The organism is Streptomyces sp. NPDC033131, assembly GCF_055578365.1.
The window spans coordinates 34,226-52,624 of sequence record NZ_JBVIPA010000041.1 but is presented as its reverse complement, the minus strand read 5'-3'; the positions used below and the strand labels follow the sequence as shown (position 1 = coordinate 52,624).

20 protein-coding genes and 1 pseudogene are annotated in these 18,399 nt (G+C 68.1%); 5 read left to right on the top strand and 16 right to left on the bottom strand.

Annotation, left to right across the window (positions count from 1 at the left end):
* The 7 genes from ACZ5XS_RS36815 to ACZ5XS_RS36785 all read right to left on the bottom strand — a co-directional run bounded on the left by ACZ5XS_RS36815 (position 1) and on the right by ACZ5XS_RS36785 (position 6,219).
* Positions 1 to 1,389 carry an MmgE/PrpD family protein gene (locus ACZ5XS_RS36815; RefSeq protein WP_468658847.1) on the bottom strand — a complete coding sequence of 463 codons (1,389 nt, stop codon included), beginning with the start codon at positions 1,387 to 1,389 and terminating at the stop codon, positions 1 to 3.
* Between the two features lie 10 nt (positions 1,390 to 1,399).
* The gene (locus tag ACZ5XS_RS36810; RefSeq protein WP_468658845.1) at positions 1,400 to 2,578 is read right to left on the bottom strand and encodes a cytochrome P450; all 1,179 of its coding nucleotides are present in this window, start codon (positions 2,576 to 2,578) and stop codon (positions 1,400 to 1,402) included.
* A complete protein-coding gene (locus ACZ5XS_RS36805; RefSeq protein WP_124445804.1) occupies positions 2,575 to 2,766 on the bottom strand; it encodes a ferredoxin in 192 nt (63 codons plus the stop codon). The genes ACZ5XS_RS36810 and ACZ5XS_RS36805 overlap by 4 nt, the downstream gene beginning before the upstream one ends.
* Positions 2,767 to 2,994: 228 nt before the next feature.
* Positions 2,995 to 3,936, bottom strand: a complete 942-nt coding sequence (locus ACZ5XS_RS36800; protein ID WP_468658843.1) for an NAD(P)H-binding protein — start codon at positions 3,934 to 3,936, stop codon at positions 2,995 to 2,997.
* Between the two features lie 218 nt (positions 3,937 to 4,154).
* The gene (locus ACZ5XS_RS36795) at positions 4,155 to 4,463 is read right to left on the bottom strand and encodes an antibiotic biosynthesis monooxygenase family protein (RefSeq protein WP_468658841.1); all 309 of its coding nucleotides are present in this window, start codon (positions 4,461 to 4,463) and stop codon (positions 4,155 to 4,157) included.
* Positions 4,460 to 5,017: a flavin reductase family protein gene (locus ACZ5XS_RS36790; RefSeq protein WP_468658840.1), complete on the bottom strand. Its 558-nt coding sequence runs from the start codon at positions 5,015 to 5,017 to the stop codon at positions 4,460 to 4,462. Before ACZ5XS_RS36790 ends, ACZ5XS_RS36795 begins: the two co-directional genes overlap by 4 nt.
* A gap of 11 nt (positions 5,018 to 5,028) precedes the next feature.
* On the bottom strand, positions 5,029 to 6,219 hold the full coding sequence (locus ACZ5XS_RS36785; RefSeq protein WP_468658838.1) for an acyl-CoA dehydrogenase family protein: 1,191 nt from the start codon (positions 6,217 to 6,219) through the stop codon (positions 5,029 to 5,031).
* Positions 6,220 to 6,756: 537 nt separating this feature from the next.
* On the opposite strand from ACZ5XS_RS36785, the gene ACZ5XS_RS36780 reads away from it, so the two are divergent.
* Positions 6,757 to 7,365 (top strand): TetR/AcrR family transcriptional regulator, encoded by a 609-nt coding sequence (locus ACZ5XS_RS36780; protein WP_468658836.1) that lies wholly within the window; start codon positions 6,757 to 6,759, stop codon positions 7,363 to 7,365.
* A gap of 120 nt (positions 7,366 to 7,485) precedes the next feature.
* Here ACZ5XS_RS36780 and ACZ5XS_RS36775 read toward each other — a convergent pair whose 3' ends face one another.
* The 7 genes from ACZ5XS_RS36775 to ACZ5XS_RS36745 form a co-directional block, all read right to left on the bottom strand.
* Positions 7,486 to 7,707 carry a hypothetical protein gene (locus ACZ5XS_RS36775; protein WP_468658834.1) on the bottom strand — a complete coding sequence of 74 codons (222 nt, stop codon included), beginning with the start codon at positions 7,705 to 7,707 and terminating at the stop codon, positions 7,486 to 7,488.
* A 295-nt stretch (positions 7,708 to 8,002) separates the two neighbouring features.
* Positions 8,003 to 9,046, bottom strand: a complete 1,044-nt coding sequence (locus tag ACZ5XS_RS36770; protein WP_468658832.1) for an LLM class flavin-dependent oxidoreductase — start codon at positions 9,044 to 9,046, stop codon at positions 8,003 to 8,005.
* Positions 9,043 to 9,261 carry a tautomerase family protein gene (locus ACZ5XS_RS36765; RefSeq protein ID WP_468658830.1) on the bottom strand — a complete coding sequence of 73 codons (219 nt, stop codon included), beginning with the start codon at positions 9,259 to 9,261 and terminating at the stop codon, positions 9,043 to 9,045. The genes ACZ5XS_RS36770 and ACZ5XS_RS36765 overlap by 4 nt, the downstream gene beginning before the upstream one ends.
* Positions 9,262 to 9,266: 5 nt before the next feature.
* Entirely contained in the window at positions 9,267 to 10,754 is a 1,488-nt protein-coding gene (locus tag ACZ5XS_RS36760; RefSeq protein ID WP_468658828.1) for an aldehyde dehydrogenase, read from the bottom strand.
* Positions 10,747 to 11,478, bottom strand: a complete 732-nt coding sequence (locus tag ACZ5XS_RS36755) for an alpha/beta fold hydrolase (protein ID WP_468658826.1) — start codon at positions 11,476 to 11,478, stop codon at positions 10,747 to 10,749. The genes ACZ5XS_RS36760 and ACZ5XS_RS36755 overlap by 8 nt, the downstream gene beginning before the upstream one ends.
* 11 nt (positions 11,479 to 11,489) lie before the next feature.
* Positions 11,490 to 12,041, bottom strand: coding sequence for an amino acid synthesis family protein (locus ACZ5XS_RS36750; RefSeq protein WP_468658824.1), 552 nt, complete (start codon positions 12,039 to 12,041; stop codon positions 11,490 to 11,492).
* On the bottom strand, positions 12,038 to 12,652 hold the full coding sequence (locus tag ACZ5XS_RS36745) for an amino acid synthesis family protein (protein ID WP_468658823.1): 615 nt from the start codon (positions 12,650 to 12,652) through the stop codon (positions 12,038 to 12,040). The genes ACZ5XS_RS36750 and ACZ5XS_RS36745 overlap by 4 nt, the downstream gene beginning before the upstream one ends.
* A gap of 326 nt (positions 12,653 to 12,978) precedes the next feature.
* On the opposite strand from ACZ5XS_RS36745, the gene ACZ5XS_RS36740 reads away from it, so the two are divergent.
* Genes ACZ5XS_RS36740 through ACZ5XS_RS36725 form a run of 4 tightly spaced genes read left to right on the top strand, consistent with a single transcriptional unit; the run spans position 12,979 to position 16,271 of the window.
* Positions 12,979 to 14,550, top strand: coding sequence for a BCCT family transporter (locus tag ACZ5XS_RS36740; RefSeq protein WP_468658821.1), 1,572 nt, complete (start codon positions 12,979 to 12,981; stop codon positions 14,548 to 14,550).
* A complete protein-coding gene (locus tag ACZ5XS_RS36735; RefSeq protein ID WP_468658819.1) occupies positions 14,537 to 14,980 on the top strand; it encodes an ester cyclase in 444 nt (147 codons plus the stop codon). The genes ACZ5XS_RS36740 and ACZ5XS_RS36735 overlap by 14 nt, the downstream gene beginning before the upstream one ends.
* 45 nt (positions 14,981 to 15,025) lie before the next feature.
* On the top strand, positions 15,026 to 15,529 hold the full coding sequence (locus tag ACZ5XS_RS36730; protein WP_468658817.1) for a flavin reductase family protein: 504 nt from the start codon (positions 15,026 to 15,028) through the stop codon (positions 15,527 to 15,529).
* 34 nt (positions 15,530 to 15,563) lie between these two features.
* Complete coding sequence (locus tag ACZ5XS_RS36725) at positions 15,564 to 16,271, top strand: GntR family transcriptional regulator (protein ID WP_468658815.1); 708 nt, start codon at positions 15,564 to 15,566, stop codon at positions 16,269 to 16,271.
* Positions 16,272 to 16,401: 130 nt separating this feature from the next.
* Here ACZ5XS_RS36725 and ACZ5XS_RS36720 read toward each other — a convergent pair.
* Together ACZ5XS_RS36720 and ACZ5XS_RS36715 are read right to left on the bottom strand one after the other, a co-directional pair.
* Positions 16,402 to 16,794, bottom strand: a pseudogene (locus tag ACZ5XS_RS36720) (IS110 family transposase); the annotation flags it as partial.
* 251 nt (positions 16,795 to 17,045) lie between these two features.
* Positions 17,046 to 18,347 carry an ammonium transporter gene (locus tag ACZ5XS_RS36715; protein ID WP_468658813.1) on the bottom strand — a complete coding sequence of 434 codons (1,302 nt, stop codon included), beginning with the start codon at positions 18,345 to 18,347 and terminating at the stop codon, positions 17,046 to 17,048.
* Positions 18,348 to 18,399: the final 52 nt, after the last annotated feature.

Sequence of the window (18,399 nt, the reverse complement as noted above, 5' to 3'; positions counted from 1 at the left end):
TCATTCTCCTTGTCTTCCCGCGCGGAGAGCGCGCAGCAGCTCCGACAGGTCCGGAGCGTTGTCCAGGTTCTCCACCGCCCGCACCAGGTCCCGCGCGACCTTGTGCCCGTAGGGCGCGAGCAGTTCCTCCGCCTTGCCCACGACCTCCGCGTGCGAAAGCGGGTTCCGCGCCGATCCTTTGGCGTTGGTGGGGTTGCCGGCGTGAAGCGTCACCGTCTCGCCGTCCATGAACTCCACCGCCAGCCGTGGCCCGTCCTCCAGCTGGATGTCGCTGTCGATGTGCATCGAGATCTTGTGGAACGTCGCTCGGATGCCGGGCTCGTCGATGCGGGGCGGGTCGAACTGGTCAAGCCCGACGCTCCTGTTGTGCAGAGCGATGGTCACGGCGTACGGGAGGCTGAACTGTGCGTCGAACACCGTCTCGATGGGGTCGACCGACAGCATGTTCACCGCCGTCTCACCGGCCATGATCGAGATGTGCCGCACGTCTTCGGGCTTGGCGTCCCGCTCCTCGATGAGAGCGAGCACCGTGTCGATCGTCGAGTGGCTTCCACGGCAGCAGGCGTAGGGCTTGATGTAGGCGGTCGCGACGTTGAAGTCGACGCCGAGGTCGTGCAGTGCCTTCTCCGCGTGCCCCTGTCCGCCGTTGTAGAGGGCGAACAGGCCGCCCCACTCGGCCTCGAAGATCCGCCGTGGGCCGGTGATCCCGGCACGCGCGAGGAGCGCCGCGTCGACGCCGGTCTCCCCGGCCTTGCCGGGATGAATCCGCTTGGTCCACGCGCCGTCGTCGATGAACGCCCAGACGCCGCCCGTGAAGGATCCGGCGATGCCCAACGCGTCGGCGAAGCGCTCTGCGTCCAGGTTCAGGGCCTTCGCGCCGGCGGCGGCAGCGGCGAAGCTCCCCATGGTGCCGCTGGAGTGCCAGCCCCGGTCGGTGTGCGCTGCGAAGCCGCCGAGCGCCTGCAGGGTCCGGTAGCCGATGTCGTACCCGGCGATCGTGGCCGCGATCAGCGTCCGCCCGTCGGCCCCGGTCGCCTCGGCGAGGGCGAGGGCCGCCGGCAGCACGGTGGAACCCGCGTGCCCCGGTCCGCCTCCGTCGTCGAAATCGCGCGCGTGCGCCGACGTCCCGTTCGCGAGCGCGGCGTGCGACGGCGGAAGCAGCGACGGTGTCCCCCAGACGAGGCTCCCCGCCCCGGTCTGCTGCACGCTCGTCAGGGCTGTCCTGACCCGCTGCGCCTCGTCGGTGGTCACCCCGGCCAGTGCCACCGCCAGCGTGTCCAGGATGTTGTCCTTGACCCGGCCGACGACCTCGGCCGGGATCTCGTCGAACGACAGGCCGGCCCAGTGCGCGGCCAGGCCCTCCGTCAGCGACCCTTCGGTGTTCGCCATCACGCCCCGCCTACGCCTTGAGGTCCACGGTGAGCGACTTCACGAGCCACCGCCCGCCGGCCTGCCCGATCTCGGTGCCCTCCTCGACCACGACGGCGTTAGGGAAGTGCTCGACCAGGTAGGTGACGACCTCTTCCATCTCGACCTTCGCGAGCCCCTGTCCGAGGCAGTTGTGGCTGCCCGTGCTGAACGTCAGCGGCTGGTTGCGCTCACGTCCGAGCGCGAAGGTGGCCGGATTCTCGAAGCGCGCCGGGTCACGGTTGGCCGACCACACCGCCACGTGGACGTCCGAACCGGCAGGAACGACAGTGCCGTTCAGCTCCACGTCCTCGGTCGCGATCCTGCTCACGACCCCGGGCCGGGGGTACAGCCGAAGCACCTCGACGACCGCCGCCGGGATCAGCTTCGGATCCTCCACGAGCCGCTGCCAGATCTCCCGGTCGCGCAACAGAGTCCACACGACCAGACCTGTCTGGTGCGTGGTGTTGACCGAGCTCGCCTCGAGCATGGCGGCCGCTTCGTTGAAGAGCTCCTTCTCGGAGAGCTTGCCGGCGTCGTGCTGCGCGATCAGGAACGACAGCATGTCCTCGCCCAGGCCCTGCGCGCGCTTGCGCGCGACGAGATCCTCCAGGTAGGCGAACAACTCGTCGTACGCACCGACGATCACCGTTGTGAGGCTCGGGTCGCGGTTCAGCAGCGACAGCGTCCGCTCCGAGAGGCTCGCGACCTTGGGGGCGTCCTCGGCCGGCGCGCCGGCGAGGTGGCAGTAGACCCGCGCGGGGAGACGCCGGTCGATGGCACCGTGGAAGTCGACCGGCGCGGACGGGCCGAGGTCGGCGGCGAGGTCCTGGATGATCTGGCGCAGGGCGCCGCGGATGTTCTCAACCGTCGCCGGTCCCATGAACCGGGCCAGAGGCGTACGCAGCCGGAGGTGACGCGGGCCGTCAGCCATGAGCAGGCTGTGCGCGCGGAAGTCGTGCACAGGACCGTCGGTGATGCCGAAGTCCTCCATCAGCTTGAGGGCGGCGTTCTGGAACCGCTTGTCACGCAGCACGGAGGTCGCGAGCTCGAAGCTCAGAACGGTGTAGCCGGCCGAGCCCAGCGCGAGGGGTCCCTCGGCCAGGGCGCCGCCCGGGTGCGCGAGGGCATCCGGGGAGAACGGTTCGAAGTGCGGAAGTGTCGTGGTCATGAGCGTGAGATCGCCCCCAGCGGGCAGCAGAGGATGACTTCCTCCAGCTCGTCCGCACGACCGCCCTCGACTTCGGTGGTCAACTGCTCGAGCAGGCCGTTCTCACCGATCCGGAACACGTCCGGCATCAGTGCCGCACAGGTGCCGTTGGCGTCGCACCGGGCGAAATCCACTTTGACCTCGACCATCTCGAGGAACTCCTTTCTCGCGGAGCCCCACCGGTGAGTAGGTGTCGCCCAAGGGGGCTGGCTCCAGCTTTTCCTCAACACTGAGTCAAGCCGTGCTATTTGGCAAATATGAAAAGCTTTCCTTATCTATACGTCAAAAATATGGCAGTGACCGGGACTACTCACCACCGCCGGGCAGCGCATGGCGGCCGCTCTTTGCCGTGCCATGCGCCGCGCCACGGGACGCGCTTACGCGACCTGCGCACCTATCTCGTCGTAGCGCAATGACTTGCAACGCTCCATCACAGAGCGCACGGAGACAGGTTCTTGGCCTGTGATGTGCTTCACGTGGTGAGACATGATGGCTTGGTAGCCTTCAGCAATTGCCACTTCTGCCGATACCAATTCGTCACTGGCCCACATGTGCCCGTCTGCGCTCGGCGGCATGTCGGGGTCATAGGTCCGGGGAATCCCCACGGAATCGTAGAATGCGAGGCGCTCTTCGGCCGAGACCGGTGCGTACTTGATGGGGACGCGGTGGACTTCGCTACCGATCTCCGCGATGTCGTGGAAATTCAGCAACTCGCTGCCGGTGATCTCGTAGACAGCGCCGGCGTGCCGCTCGTTCTGCAGCAGGCACGTGACAGCGCTGCTGGCGACATCGCTCTTCGCGACCGGCGCGATGACCCCATCACCTGTCGCCTGCTTGAGCAGTCCGGTTTCCACCCCGGGCGCCAAAAGAACGTTGCTCACGATTTCGGAGTAGAGAGAGTTCCTGAGAATCGTGTACGTCAGACCGGACGCTCGCAGATCAAGCTCGGTCTGAAAGTGGTCCTGGGACGACAGAGCCGGATTGTTCGGCTGTACGCCTCCCACCGAGGTGTACACGATATGGCGGATGCCGGCCCGCTGCGCCGCAGAAATCGCATTCCGGTGCTCGGAAACTCTTCGCCCGAGGTTCAGTCCGCTGATCAGGAAGAGTATCTCCCCGCCGCTGTACGCGGCGTCCAGGGAACCGGCGTCCCGGTAGTCGCCCCGGCAGACGCGGAGCCGCTGTGTCTCGCCCCGGCGGAGCTTTTCCGGAGTGCGCGTCACAAGCGTCAGTTCGGCATCTGCATCCGTGGTCAGAAGCAGCTCAGTGACACGGTGCCCCAAGTCTCCCGAGGCCCCGCTGATGACAATGCGACCCATGGTGTGTCTCCTGTCGGTCTTTCATGAAACGTTCGCAGGGCACGTCAGCGCGCTGACGGAGTTGGCCTTGGGGTGCGAGGGCCTTCCCAGGGGCCCCTGGAAGAGACGCCGGCCACGGAATGCTGCGGCCGAGCGGCGTGGTCGGCCTCCCGTGGCGCGCACTGCCCCTGGGAAAGCCAGGGAGGCCTACGGCCTGGATACCTCCGGTCCGCGGGCTGTCACCCAGCGGTAGTGCTGTCCTCGTGGGCCGCATAGTGGACGACCCGGGGCCTGGCGACACAGTGTGGTGCGACTGCCTCGGCGATGGCTTTGGCCTGCGGGGTTCCGGGGAAGACCTTGGTGTGGTCCTCGAGCCGTTCCCAACCGACGCGCAGCAGGAAGGTGTCGGGGTGGTCGACGCTGCGCAGCAGTTCGGCGGATCGGCACCCGGGAGCCTCCAGCAGCAGATGCCGGGCCGTTGCGAAGTCCGCTTCGAGCCGGACGCCTGCCCCCGGGTGGACATGCAGTTCGGCGTGCTCGTAGATCATCCGTCCCCCTCGTCGCGTCCGGACGCCGTGTCCGAGGTACTCAGATCCAGGAAGCCGCCGCGCAGGAAGATCAGCGGGGGGTCGGTGGCGCGCAGTTCCAGTGACTCGACGCGGCCGACCACCTGGTAGTGATCGCCGATGAGGTCGACCTTGGCCCTCGTGCATTCCAGGGTGACGATCGCCTCGTCCAGGAGGGGCAAGCCGCGAGCCGACATGTGCCAGTCCACGTTGAGGAAGCGGTCCTCGCTGCGCCGGGAGAACGCCTTGCACAGCTCACTGTGGCCGTGGCCGAGGATGTTGACGCCGAAGCGGCTCGCCTCGTAGAGGCGCGGCCAGGTTTTGGAGGACCGGTCGACGAAGAAGGCGATGAGGGGCGGATCCAGCGACACCGAGGTGAAGGAGCCGACGGTCATTCCTACGGGCAGTCCGGACCTGGCGCTTGCGGTGACCACCGCCACACTGGTCGGGACGTGCCCGAGGGCGCGACGGTAGTCCGCGGCGTCGTCGGCGGCAGGGATGCCTTGCTGCGCGGTGAGGGCAGGCGTGGTCTCCATGGTCGTTGTCCTCACAGAGCGATCGTCGGTTCTTCGTTGCCCAGCAGCAGTCGGCCGTAGGCCTCCTTGCCGATCTCGGGGGTGACGAGGGCATGCCGGGCGGCGGCCTCGGAGTCCCGCCAGATGCGGTTCAGCACGTTGACTTCGGCGAAGGAACCGGCGCCGTTGGCGGTCAGCAGCGTGTCGATCGCGCCTGTGACCAGTTCGGCGACCACGCCGGTGTCATTGCGGATCCGGGCGCGGGTCTCCAGGTCGAGCATTCGGCGCTCGGCGGCGGCGCGGTCGATGTCGAGACACATCCGGTTCAGCGTCAGCTCGGCCAGGTGCAGCTTGGTGGCCGCATTGGCGACGCCGAGCTGGTGGGTGGGGGAGAGCCGCGCCTCCTGGTAGCTGGTGTAGGCCACCGGCTTCCGGGGCAGCTTGGCCCGGGTGATCTCCAGCGCGTGCCGGCCCAGACCGATCTGCGGTGCGACGAGAATGGCGGCGGCGACCGCGTTGAAGGCCATCGACGCCATCCGTTCATCGGTGTACGGCGTGGGATAGCGCCCCTCGAACATGTCCTTGACCGGCTGAACCCGGTGATCGGGCACGAAGTGGTCTTCGACCACGATGGTGTCGCTGCCCGTGCCCTTCATACCGGTGACGAACCAAGTCGGTTCGATCGTCCAGGCCTCCGCCGGGATCAGCGCCAGCGCCAGCTCGCCGCCTTCGATGGGAATGCCCAGAGACCCCCAGTCAGCGGCGAAGGAACCCGAGGCGTACGGCCAGCGGCCACTGACCAGGTAGCCGCCGTCGACCCGCTCCGACTTGCTGCCAGGGGAGAAGACGCCGCAGACCTTCGCCTTCGGATTCGCACCGAAGATGTCCTCTTGAGCCTGGGCGGAGGAAGTCGAGGCGAATCCCGTGCCGACGGTCGTCAGCGCGGCGATCCACCCGGTCGAGCCGTCACCACGGGCCACCTCCGCCACGGCGTCGACGGCGGTGCGCAGCGTCGCCCCGTGGCCGCCGTACCGCTTGGGCACGAGCAGACGGAAGATGTCCGCGTCCTCCAGCGCCTTGACCACTTCGGGGGCCACTCGACGCGCCTCGGAGCCTTGCGCGGCGTACTCACGGATCAGCGGGACCAGGCCGGTGGCGCGACCCACCAGCTCGGTGTCAGATGTGTCGAGATCCGAAACTGCGGCGCTGGACGACATTGTCATGGTGCCTCTCCCATAGAGCGACGTGGGCCGATGAAGGTCATGACCGACGTAACGGAGTGATGTCAGCCAGCATGCGTATCCGTTTCGAGGGGCGTAAAGACCAGGGACTTCACGAGAAGTTCGGGCCTGTGATGCATCAGACGCATGACGCCGCTCCCGCGCGCCCGGGTACCGAACTCGGCGTGACCTCGACGCCGACCAGGTGGAGGCGATGAGTCCGCTGTCCAGGTCGGCGCCGACGGACTCGGCTGACCGTGCGAACAGCTCCGGTGCCGGGTGCGGCACCGGAGCTGCCGACACGGCGGGGGCAGAGCGTGGATCCGGCCACGTCGGCCGCCAGAACCGGCATCATCCCTGGTCAGCGGCCATGACTGACCTCGGAACCGTTCGGTGCTTGCGGCGATTGCCGCGTAGCCTGAAGGATCAAGGAGTCGCCCAAAGCTTCGACTATGTTGAGACGAGTGCCCAACTCAACGGTTGCGGAACGAGCGTTCGGGCACGCGCCGACATTGTCCATGTTGTAGAGCGAGGGGTGCCATGTCCGAGCCGGCGGCATCGACCGCGGCGGTCGCCCGGCCTGCCAAGAGGCTCTCGGCAAGCCGTGAGCGGACCATCCTGCGAGCCGTCTACGAGATACTCGCCGAGTCCGGTTACCAGGGACTGCACTACGAGGCAGTGGCGACCCGCGCCAGGACGAGCAAGGCCACGCTGTACCGGCACTGGCCCACCAAGGCGGAACTGGTGACCACGGCCATGAGCTTGCGCCCGGCCGAAGACCTGCAGGTACCGGACACCGGCACGATGCGTGGCGACCTCCTGGCGTACCTCCAGTTGCTCGCCGAGTGGATGGGGGGCGAGCCAGGCGCCGTGATCAGCGGTCTCTTCGTCACCATGCGCAATGACGCTGAGCTCGCGGCGCTGCTGCGCTCCTTGCTGATCCCCGCCGTACCGCCCGTCCGGGCTGTCTGCGAGCGCGCAGAACGGCGTGGAGAACTCGCCCCGGGCCAGGACGTGCGATTCATCGACGAGCTCTGTGTGCCGGCCCTGTTCATGCGCCACGCCTTGCTCGGCCAGCCTCTGGATGCGGAGTTCGTCGAGTATCTGGTCGACGACGTTGCCATGCCGCTGCTGACCCGCGCCACGTGACGCGGACTGTCGTCCCGGTCGGCTCCGGCGGCCCTGCGGTACGGCTTCGTTCGGGTGCCGCCATGAGCTTGAGGTTCCGAGATGGCCGCATGTGTGGTCAGCCTGTGTCGGTGTGAGGTCTCAGGACTTCCTTGACGGTTTGTCGTCAGGAGATCCCTGACGGTCCTTCTGGGCGCTCATGCCTTTGACGTAGAGCCTGGTGACCGGTCCGAGGTTCTTGCGGGGGCGGACAGCAAGTTCGTCCTCTCCGTGCAGGATCCGGTAGTAGGTGGCCTTGATGACGACGGTGACGACCTTCCCCGCATGCCGCGGGCCGAGCTTGATGAACTGGCCGTTGATCATGAAGCGGCCGCTCGCATGCACCTTGCGCTGAGCCCGGATGGAGCCGGTGGGCAGGGGCGGAGGCGGCAGCGGTGACGTCGCCGTCCGAGCCCCGTCGATCTGCCCCAGGCGGTCGGCTGGAACGGGTTCCTCGCCGCACGCGACCTTGGCGGCCAGCGCCGGTGAGCGCGGAGCGCGCCGCCGCAGTTTCGGGGAACACCGGGCAGTCGCATGCGGCCCCGGTGTTGATCGCTCATCTCGCGTTCACCGAGATCAGGGTTCATCCTTGGCAACGGCTTCGCCGGTCAGCCTCGACTCACTGGAACGTCGGCATGACTTCCTTGATGAACAGCTCCAGGGACTTGCGCTTCTCCTCGTGCGACATGCTGTTGTCGATCCAGAAGCTGTACTCGTCGACGCCGAGTGCCTCATAGGAGTGCAGCCGCTCGATGACCTCGGCCGGGGTGCCGATCATCGCGGTCCTGTGCAGTGCCTCCGGCTGGAACTCCGGCCGACCTTCGAACTTCGACTCCGGGCTGGGTGGCAGGAACCCGTTCTGCGGGGTGGTCTTGTTGCCGAACCAGGCGTCGAAGGTGCGGTAGTAGCGGTTGATCGCCTCCGCGGCCGGGCGCCAGCCGTCGAGGTCGTCAGGGGAGTGGACATGTGTGTGCCGCAGCACCATCAGGTCCGGACGGGGGACCTCTGGATGGTTCGCCACGGCGGTGTCGAACTTCTGCTTGAGGTCGGCGACTTCCTCGTCGCCCTTCATCAGCGGGGTGACCATGACGTTGCAGCCCTGGGCCACCGCGAAGTCGTGGGAGGCGGGGTCGCGGGCGGCGATCCACATGGGCGGGGTGGGCCGCTGCACCGGTTTGGGGACGCTGGTCGATGTCGGGAACTGCCAGATCTCGCCGTCGTGGGCGTAGTCGCCTTGCCAGAGCGCCCGGACGGCGGGCACGAGTTCACGCAGGTGCTTTCCGCCGTCGGCGGCGGGCACTCCGTCTGCCATCCGGTCGAACTCGAACTGGTAGGCACCGCGGGCGAGTCCGACCTCCATGCGGCCGTTGCTGATGACGTCGAGCAGCGCGCATTCGCCGGCGACTCTGAGCGGGTTCCAGAACGGGGCGATGATGGTCCCGGCGCCCAGGCGGATGGTCGAGGTCTTCGCGGCCAGATGGGCGAGCAGTGGCATCGGGCTGGGGGAGATCGTGTACTCCATGGCGTGGTGTTCGCCGATCCACACGGTGCTGAATCCTCCGGCCTCGGCCATCAGGGTCAGCTCGGAGAGGTTCTCGAAGAGCTGGCGGTGGCTGACCTCCTCGTCCCAGCGCTCCATGTGCACGAACAACGAAAACCTCATGACTGCTCCTCCGTTTCTGCTGTGGCGGCGTCCATCTCGGTGAGGGTGACGTCACCGGTGGCCCAGTGCGTCCGGGGGACCTCGTGGACGACGACGCGGATGTACTCGGGCCGGGTGTTGACGGTGCGCAGGACCGCGGCGTGGACCTCGTGGATCAAGTCCCGGATCTGCGCCGGAGTGCGGCCCTCGGCGAGGGTGATGGCGATCTGTGGCATGTCGGTCAGCTCCGCATGGTGAACGGGTCGGCCACAGGCTCCTCGCTCGTGTTGATCCAGACGCTCTTGAGCCGTGTGTACTCCAGAATCGTCTCGGTGCCGTGCTCCACGCCGACGCCGCTGGTCTTGAAGCCCTGGCGCGGGGACATCGGGGACATGGCCCGGTAGGTGTTGACCCACACGGTCCCGGCGTCCAGGCGCGCCGCCATCCGGTGCGCCCGTGCGAGGTTCGTCGTCCACACGCCGGCCGCGAGTCCGTAGTCGGTGTCGTTCGCCAGACGTACCACCTCGTCCTCGGTGTCGAACGGCATGATCGCCACGACGGGGCCGAAGATCTCCTCGCGTACGACGCGCATGCTGTTGTCGACGTCCACGAGGACGGTCGGCTCGTAGAACCAGCCGCCGAGGCCGCCGTCCGTGGCCCGGCCGCCGGTCAGCACCCGGGCGCCTTCGTCGCGCCCGAGGTCGACGTACCCGGCCACCTTGTCGCGCTGGCCTTCGAAGGCCAGCGGGCCGAGTTCGGTCTTCTCGTCCAACGGGTCACCGATGACGATGGTCCTGGCGCGTTCCGAGACCCGCTCGAGGACCTCGTCGTAGACGGACCTGTGCGCGAACACCCGGCTGCCGGCGATGCAGGTCTGCCCGGCGGCGGCGAAGATGCCGGCGACGATGCCCATCGCGGCGTTCGGGATGTTCGCGTCCTCGAAGACGATGTTGGGCGACTTGCCGCCGAGTTCGAGCGTGGAGCCGATGAACCGGGCGGCGGTTGCGGCGGCGATGCGCGCTCCGGTGGCGGTGCTGCCGGTGAAGGAGACTTTCGCGAGGTCGCCGTGGTCGACCAGGGCCTGCCCGGCCTCGGGGCCGAACCCGGTGACGACGTTCACCGCACCCGGCGGGAAGCCTGCCTCCAGTGCCAGCTCGGCGAGCCTGAGCACTGTCGCCGAGGTGTGTTCCGAGGGCTTGATCACGACCGTGTTGCCGGCGCAGAGCGCGGGCGCCAGTTTGCTGCTGGTCAGCGTCAGCGGGGAGTTCCAAGGGGTGATCGCGCCGACCACGCCCAGGGGCTCGCGGGCCGTGTAGTTGAGCATCTGGCGGTCGGAGGTGGGGATGAAGTCGCCGTGGATCTTGTCGGCCAGGCCCGCGTAGTAATAGTAGTACTCGGGCAGCGTCGCGAGCTGGCCGCGCATCTCGCGCAGCAACTTGCCGTTGTCCTGCGTCTCCATGCGGGCGAGATCTTCGGCGTTCTCGGCGATCAGGTCACCCAGGCGCCGCAGCAGGTGGCCACGCCGCGTCTGGCTGAGGTCGCGCCAGCGCGGGTCCTCGAACGCCTTCCGGGCGGCGGCCACCGCTTTGTCGATGTCGGCGGCGTTGCCGCGGGCGGCCCGGTACAGGACCTCGCGCGTGGCCGGGTTGGCGCTCTCGAAGTACTCGCCCGACGCGGGCTCGGCCCATGTCCCGCCGATGAAGTGCTGCGACGTGGTGAGGTCAGACATGTGCGCACTCTCCGATGAAGGTGGTGAGGCAGTCGACGAATGCCTCGGGGCGCTCGACGGGCAGCATGTGACGCGCCCCGGGGATGATCTCCGCTCGGCAGTCGGGGAGCGCCGCGGCGAGCCGGTGGGTCATCGCGGGGGTGGACCCGGGATCGTTCGCCCCCGTCACCGCCAGCGCGTGTACGGCGATGGCGGGCAGGTCCGGTGCGAGGTCGGCGTCGGCCGTGGCGAACACGCGATAGCAGTCGAGGAAGGACCCGATGTCGTTGGCGAGCAGCGTGGCCTCGGTGCGGGCCACCCGGTCGGGGGCGACGCCGGTGCCGGCGTACCACCGCTTCAGGGACGCGGCGGCGCTCGCCGTGAAGTCGGCCTCCGCGGTGCGCAGCCGGTCGCGTACGGACGCGCGCTCGTCGTCCGTACGCGCGCACACCGAACTGACCGAGACCAGCGTGGACACCAGCTCCGGTCGGTGCAGCGCCACATGCTGGGCGACGAGTGCCCCGAGCGAGAACCCGACCAGGTGAGAGCCCGCCGGGATCTCGGCGACCACCCCGTCGGCGAGTTCTGCGAGGGTCACCCCGTCGCGCACCGGCGGGCGGCTGCCGTGGCCCGGCAGGTCGGGGGTGATGACGGTGAAGCGGTCGGCCAGGAGCGCGGCGGCGGGCTCCCACATGGTGTGGTCGAGCCCGACGCCGTGCAGCAGCACCACGGTCGGCTTGCGCATGATCGGCTTGCCTACTGCTCGGTCGAGAGCGGCGCCAGGCGCTGCTGGGGGCGCCCCTGGGCGGCGGCGGCGAGCGCGATGACGATCTCGTTCGGGTGCGGGGCGTCGCTCAGCCTGACCTCGACGGTCTGGTGGTGCGAGCGGATCGTGGCGTCGGTGATGTGCTTCAGCGGAATGTCGAAGACCACACCGGCGGGCCCGCGCTTCTCGACCGCGGGCAGCAGGGTGGTGGCGTTCGCGGCCTTGCGGAAGTGGTCGCCGAACTTGAGCGTGTGGATCAGTGCCGAGCCGTGCTCGGTCTCGCCGTCCAGGCCCACGATGGCCGCCTTGCCGTACGCCTCGGCGGGAGCGTCGAGCGCGTCGAGCACGGCCGGAGCCAGCAGGGCGCCGAGGTCGGAGGCGTTGGCGTCGATGCCGGGATGAAGGTCCTCGACGAAGCCCTGACCGGCCCAGGGATTCTCGATGACCGCCGCGACGACGGCGATACGGGCGGGGCGGGCGAGTGCGCGGCCGCCTTCGGTGCGGATCTCCTCGACGACGGTCACGATCTTGCGGACGTTCATGAGGGAACAGCCTCCAGGGTTTCGGTGGTGACCACCGGGTCGGTCATGCGGTCCCCGATACGGGGGTGCGGGCGCGGCCCCGTCGACGCGGCAGCGACGACGACGATCTCGTCCGCGCGCGGGGCGTCGGAGACGCGGGCACTGATGGTCTGGTAGTGGCTGCGCGTCGAGGCGTGTGTCTTGTGCCAGAGCGGCACGACCAGCGTCTCACCCGCCTCGGCCCGCGTGTCGGCGAAGCAGATGATCGACTCGCCCTGGAGGAACTCCCTCACCAGGTTGCCGAAGTACGGGGTGTGGATGAGGGCCCCGGCGTGCTCGATCTCGCCGGCCGCGCCGACGATGGCGGCCTTGCCGAATGCTTCGATCTCGGCCGCGCCGCCCAGGGAGGCGATGAGCCGATCGGTCAGCAGCCTGGCGAGCACCGGGCCTATGCGAGCCTGCTCCCCGGACAGATCGGCCGAGGGGCCGGTGCCTGTCCACGGGTTCCGTATGACCGCGGCGACGCTGGCTCGCCGTGCCGGCTGCGCGGGTGCCTCGCCCGCCTCGGTCAGGACGACGTCGCGGTAGACCACGAGCTTGCGGAGACCGATGCCCTCGTCGGGCTCATCCATGCACTCTTGCATGGCACAGGACGATAGGTGTGTCTCTCGGGTCGGTCAAGTAGTTGAGCGCCAAGGGCTCCGGGTGGTCCGTCAGCTCTCCCATCAGGACAGGTAACAGGCTATTAACCTGCGGCTATTAGGGATGCATAAAGACGGAACACGATTCCGTGCCCCGAACGCTTGACGCTCCATCTGTGCCGTGCCTTACTGCTGCTTGTATGCCAGACCAGGCGGCCATCGAGCCCCGAACCCCAGGAGTTCCAATGTCCACTCACCTTGGAACGGGCGCGGAAACCACGCCCACGACGCCGTCGGGGAGCAGCGGTGAAAACGCCATGGATGGCACCGGCGCCGACCCTGACGGCGGCGGCAGACTCGGCTCCGTTTTCTGGACCTCGATCGGGATCTCCGCGGTCTTCGTGACCTGGGCGGTGCTCTTCACGGACAACCTGAACAAGGTCACGAACGACTCGTTGAACTGGGTGACGTCCACGTTCGGCTGGTCCTACCTGGTGATCACGCTCGCCATTCTGATCTTCCTGGTGTTCCTGGCCTTCAGCCCCGCCGGCGACCTCCGCCTGGGGAAGGACGACGACCGCCCCGAGTTCTCGACCCTCACCTGGTTCGCCATGATCCTCAGCGCGGTCATGGGCATCGGACTCGTCTCGTACGGGGTCGCCGAACCGATCTCCCACCTGGCGTCGCCGCCGCACGGCCTCGCCGAGCCGAACACCCCGGCGGCAGCGGTCCGCGCCCTCCAGTACTCCTACTTCGACTGGGGTCTGCAGGCCTGGGCGGTCTTCGCCGTCTTCGGTCTGGCCATCGCCTACTCGACCCACCGCAAGGGCCGGCGCACCCTGGTGAGCCAGCTGTTCGTACCGCTGCTCGGTGACCGGGTGAACGGGCCGATCGGCAAGACCATCGACGTACTCGCCGTGTTCGCGACCCTCTTCGGCACCACGACCTCGCTCGGCCTCGGCGCCCTCCAGGTCAACAACGGCCTCGGCAGGCTGTGGGGGATGCCGGTCAACAACGTGAGCCAGGTGCTCATCATCGCCGCCGTCACCTCGGTCTTCACGCTCTCGGCGGTGACCGGGGTCAGCAAGGGCATCAAGTTCCTGAGCCAGGGCAGCACCCTGCTGGCGATCGGGCTCTTCGTCTTCATGCTGGTCGTCGGCCCGACCGTGTTCATCGCGAACCTGTACACCGAGTCCGTCGGCCAGTGGGCCACCGACTTCTTCCGGATGAGCCTGCAGGGCACCGCGTTCGGCGGGCTCGAATGGATGCAGTGGTGGACCTACTTCATGATGGCCTGGTGGGTCTCCTGGGGCGCCTTCGTCGGCGTCTTCCTGGCCCGTATCTCCCGTGGCCGTACCATCCGCGGCTTCATCACGGGCGTCCTGGTCGTCCCCAGCGTGGTCTTCTTCACCTGGTTCACGGTCTTCGGCGGCAGCGCGATCCACATCGACATGTACGAGGGCGGCGACATCGCCAAGCAGACCGCGGCCGACATCAACAGCGCGTTCTTCGCGACCCTCGACCACTATCCGATCGCCAGTGTCACCTCGGTGATCGCGATCATCCTGGTCGTGATGTTCTTCGTCGCCGGTGCCGACGCCAACACCTACGTGCTGTCGATGATGACCTCGAACGGCTCGCTCACCCCGCGTCGCCCGGTGCTTGTCCTCTGGGGCGTCCTCACCGGTGTCACCGCCGTCGTCCTGATGCTCGCCGGGGGACTGAACGCCCTGCAGAACACCGTCATCGTGACGTCCCTGCCGTTCCTCGTGATCATCGCCGGTCTGGCGGTGTCCTTCTGGATGGAGCTGCGCGCCGACAGACACGCGTTGCGCGCGGAAGCAGCTCCGTCAGCGGACGGCAAGGAGAAGGTCGATGTCGCGCTCTGACTCCGGCTCGGGCTCCGGCGCCCGTCGCGCGCTCATCGAGAAGGCGTGGGAAGCGGCTTGGGGCCACGGTGACGTCGACGCCCTCGACACGCTGCTGAGCCCGGCCTATCTCCGCCACGGCGGCGACCCGCACCCTCAGGACCTGAACGCCCTCAAGGCCGCGATCGTCTCGACCCGGGTGGCCTTCCCGGACCTGGTCACGACCGTCGACGACATCGTGGTCGAGGGCGAGCGGGCCGCGATCCGCTGGCACAGCAGCGGCACCCAGACGAACTCGTTCCTCGGCGTCCCGCCCACCAGGCGGTACGTCGAGGTCAGCGGCGCCACCTTCTCCCGCTTCGAGGGGGACCGCATCGTCGAGGAGCACGTGACCTGGGATCCCCGGGCGCTGCTCTCGGCGCTGGGCGTCATCCGGGTGGGACAGGACTGACGGACGGGACAAGACTGACGTTCACCAATGACTAGGAGTGGTTCCATGGCCCCGCTCGCCTCGAAGCCCGACCTCGATGTGATGAAGCAGGTCAACCGGCAGTTCGTCACCGGTGTCACGGTCGTGACCGCGATGGACGGGGAGACCCCCAGAGGGCTGGCCGTCAACGCGTTCTCCAGCATCTCGCTCGACCCCGCCACCGTGATGGTGTGCGTCCAGCGCACCTCGACCACCCACGACTGTCTGTTCCGGGCGAACCATCTCGCGATCAACATCCTTTCCACGGACCAGCTCGACGTCGTCGGTACGTTCGCGGGCAAGGCCGACGACAAGTTCCGGGAGGTGGAGTGGGAGAGCGGCCCGTACGGCAGCCCGCTGATCGCCCGGAGCAGCGCGCGGATGGAGGTCGAGATCCGCGAGCGGCTCCAGGCCAGCACCCACACCGTGTTCATCTGCCGCGTGGTGCACGCGGCGGTCGCGGACAGCCCTCCGATGGTCTACAGCGCGGGTAAGTTCTTCGACGGCGGCGCGCTGGCACCGCTGGGATGACCGGCGGTCGGCTGGGGAGACGGAGGAGGGTTCGGTGAATCGCGCACAGAGCGAACCGAAGAACGGGTCGATGCAGGCCAGGGTGATTTCCGAGATGCGCGAGCGGATCATCAAGGGAGACATCGAGCCCGGCGCCCCGCTCTCGGAACTCGCCCTCGCGGACGAGTTCGGCGTCAGCCGTACGCCGGTGCGCGAAGCCCTCAAGCAGTTGCAGACCGAAGGGCTGGTGGAGATCCGGCCCCGCGTCGGGACGTTCGTCTCCATCCCCTCCCGTCGCGAGATCACCGAACTCTTCGAGATGAAGGAACTCATCGAGGGCGCCGCCGCCCGTCTCCTCGCCCGGCGTGGCCGCGTCGCGGAGATCGACCTGCTCGAACGCAATCTGCGCGAGGCCGACGCAGCGGTGGCCCGGGACGACCGGGAGCGGTACGCCGAGCTGGTCCAGGAGTTCCACGACCTGCTCATCACCGGTGGCGACAACAGCAAGCTGGAAGCCCACTACCGCATGCTGATGAACCAACTCGCCTACTACTCACGGCTCGTGCACACCTCGCTGAGCCGGCCGGGCCGTGCCCTGCAGTCGGACCGCGAACACCATGTCGTACTGGAACTGATCCTGGAGAAGGACGGCGACAGCGCCGAGCAGGTGATGCGTGAGCACGTCCGGGCCAGTCGGCGCGCACTGCTGGCGGGGCTGCCCATCGGCGGCTCGAACGGCACGTTCGGCATGGCAGGCGCCTGATACCAGGCTTACCCGTTCATTGCGCCGCGAGTGCCCGCAGGCAGTGGTGCCTGTGGCGGGGGCCCGTGCCCTTCCGGTGCTCCGGCTTCTACACCGGGTCTTGGGGGGCTCCGGGCCGGCGTCCAGTGAGGAGCCGGTTGATCACGCGGGTGAGGTCGCGGCGACGGCCAGTGAGGATCTTGATCTCGGCGACCAGTTCCTCGCCGGGCCGCAGGGGGTGCAGATCCCGGCGGATTCGGGCCTGGTCGGCGATGATCGCGGCGTCTTCGGCGTCGGTCTTGCCTTCGCCCCGGTAGCCCTCGGAGGCGCGGCTGACAGCTCGGCCGGGGATATGGAGCGTGTGCCGGCTGTGATTGAGAAGCAGATCGATCAGCAGGGCGGCGCCGCCGTCGGCCAGGAGCTTCAGCAGCTCCGCCTTGTCGTTGGCTACCCGCCGCGACAACAGCCGCTTGCCGGTGTCATCGATCACCACGCAGTGGTGGTGGGTCCTGCCGGCGTCGATGCCGGCCCAGATCGCTGTCACGTGCTTTTCCACGGGTCGTTCGTTCACCTGCACCACAGACGACCTCGCTGGCGAGTCCCTGCTCGGCGATCGGATCGGGATTCCTGATCAGCAGCGAAGTCGTCGGGGGGTGTCGGGCGGCGAATCGTGGGAAGCCACGGACGGCAGACCACTGAAAGCCACACCCGACACCCCTGGGTGAGCCAACCTGCGAATGGCTCGCTCATCCCGATCAATAAGGCAGACCACTGACAGGGTTCGGAAAGATTCGTCTAGAGCGTCGGAGACGAGGCGACGGCGGGCGCTGGATCGGCGGCCACGGGGTGGAGGAGGTCGTAGGCGCTCTCGGCGTGCAGGTGGACGTCCACGCCGCCCGCCTCGACTTCGGGGCGGACGCGCAGGCCCATGGTCTTGTCGAGGGCCTTGGCGATGAGCCAGGTGACGCAGAAGGAGTACAGCAGTACGGCGAAGGCACCCACCGCCTGCTTGCCGAGGAGGCCGAGACCACCGCCGTAGAGCAGGCCGTCGACGCCGTTCGGGGCGTCGGAGGTGGCGAGGATGCCGACGAGCAGCGTGCCGGTGAGGCCGCCGACCAGGTGGATGCCGACGACGTCGAGGGAGTCGTCGTAGCCGAACTTGTACTTGAGGCCTACGGCGAGGGCGCAGACCGCTCCGCCGATCGCACCGAGGGCGAGCGCGCCGAGCGGGGAGACCGCGCCGCAGGACGGGGTGATGACGACCAGGCCGGCGATCGCGCCGGACGCGGCGCCGAGACTGGTGGCGTGGCCGTCGCGGAGCTTCTCGACGAGGAGCCAGCCGAGCATCGCCGAGCAGGTCGCGGTGAAGGTGTTGAGGACGACGACGGACGCCGCGTTGGACGCGGTGAGCGCGGAGCCGCCGTTGAAGCCGAACCAGCCGAACCACAGCAGGCCCGCGCCGAGCATCACCAGGGGCAGGTTGTGGGGCTTCTCCGCGCCGCCCTTCTTCTTCCAGCCGATGCGCTTGCCGAGGACGAGGATCACGGCGAGGGCCGCCGCACCCGAGTTGATGTGTACGGCCGTGCCGCCCGCGTAGTCGATCGCGCCGAGCTTGTTGACGATCCAGCCGCCGACGACGTTGTCGCCGTCGAACGCGAACACCCAGTGCGCGACGGGGAGATACACCAGGGTGACCCAGATTCCGGTGAAGGCCATCCAGGCCCCGAACTTGATGCGGTCCGAGATCGCGCCGCAGATCAGGGCGGCGGTCAGGGCCGCGAACAGCGCTTGGAAGGCGGCGAAGACCGAGAGCGGGATGACGGCCTTCGGGTCGTCGTTGATGATGCCGCTCATGCCGAAGTACTCGGTGACGTCACCGAGGATCCCGGCACCGCCGATCGAGTCGCCGAACGCGGCCGAGTAACCGTAGACGACCCAGATACAGCCGACCAGGGCCACGGCCCCGAAGGTCATCATGATCATGTTGAGGACGCTCTTGGCGGCGACCATGCCGCCGTAGAAGAGCGCGAGGCCCGGCACCATCAGGCAGACGAGTGCCGTGCTCGCGAGCATCCAGGCGGTACTTCCGGTGTCCATGCGCACGCTCCGCGGAGTGGTTCGGTGGGTTCCACAGACAGCGAGCCCACTG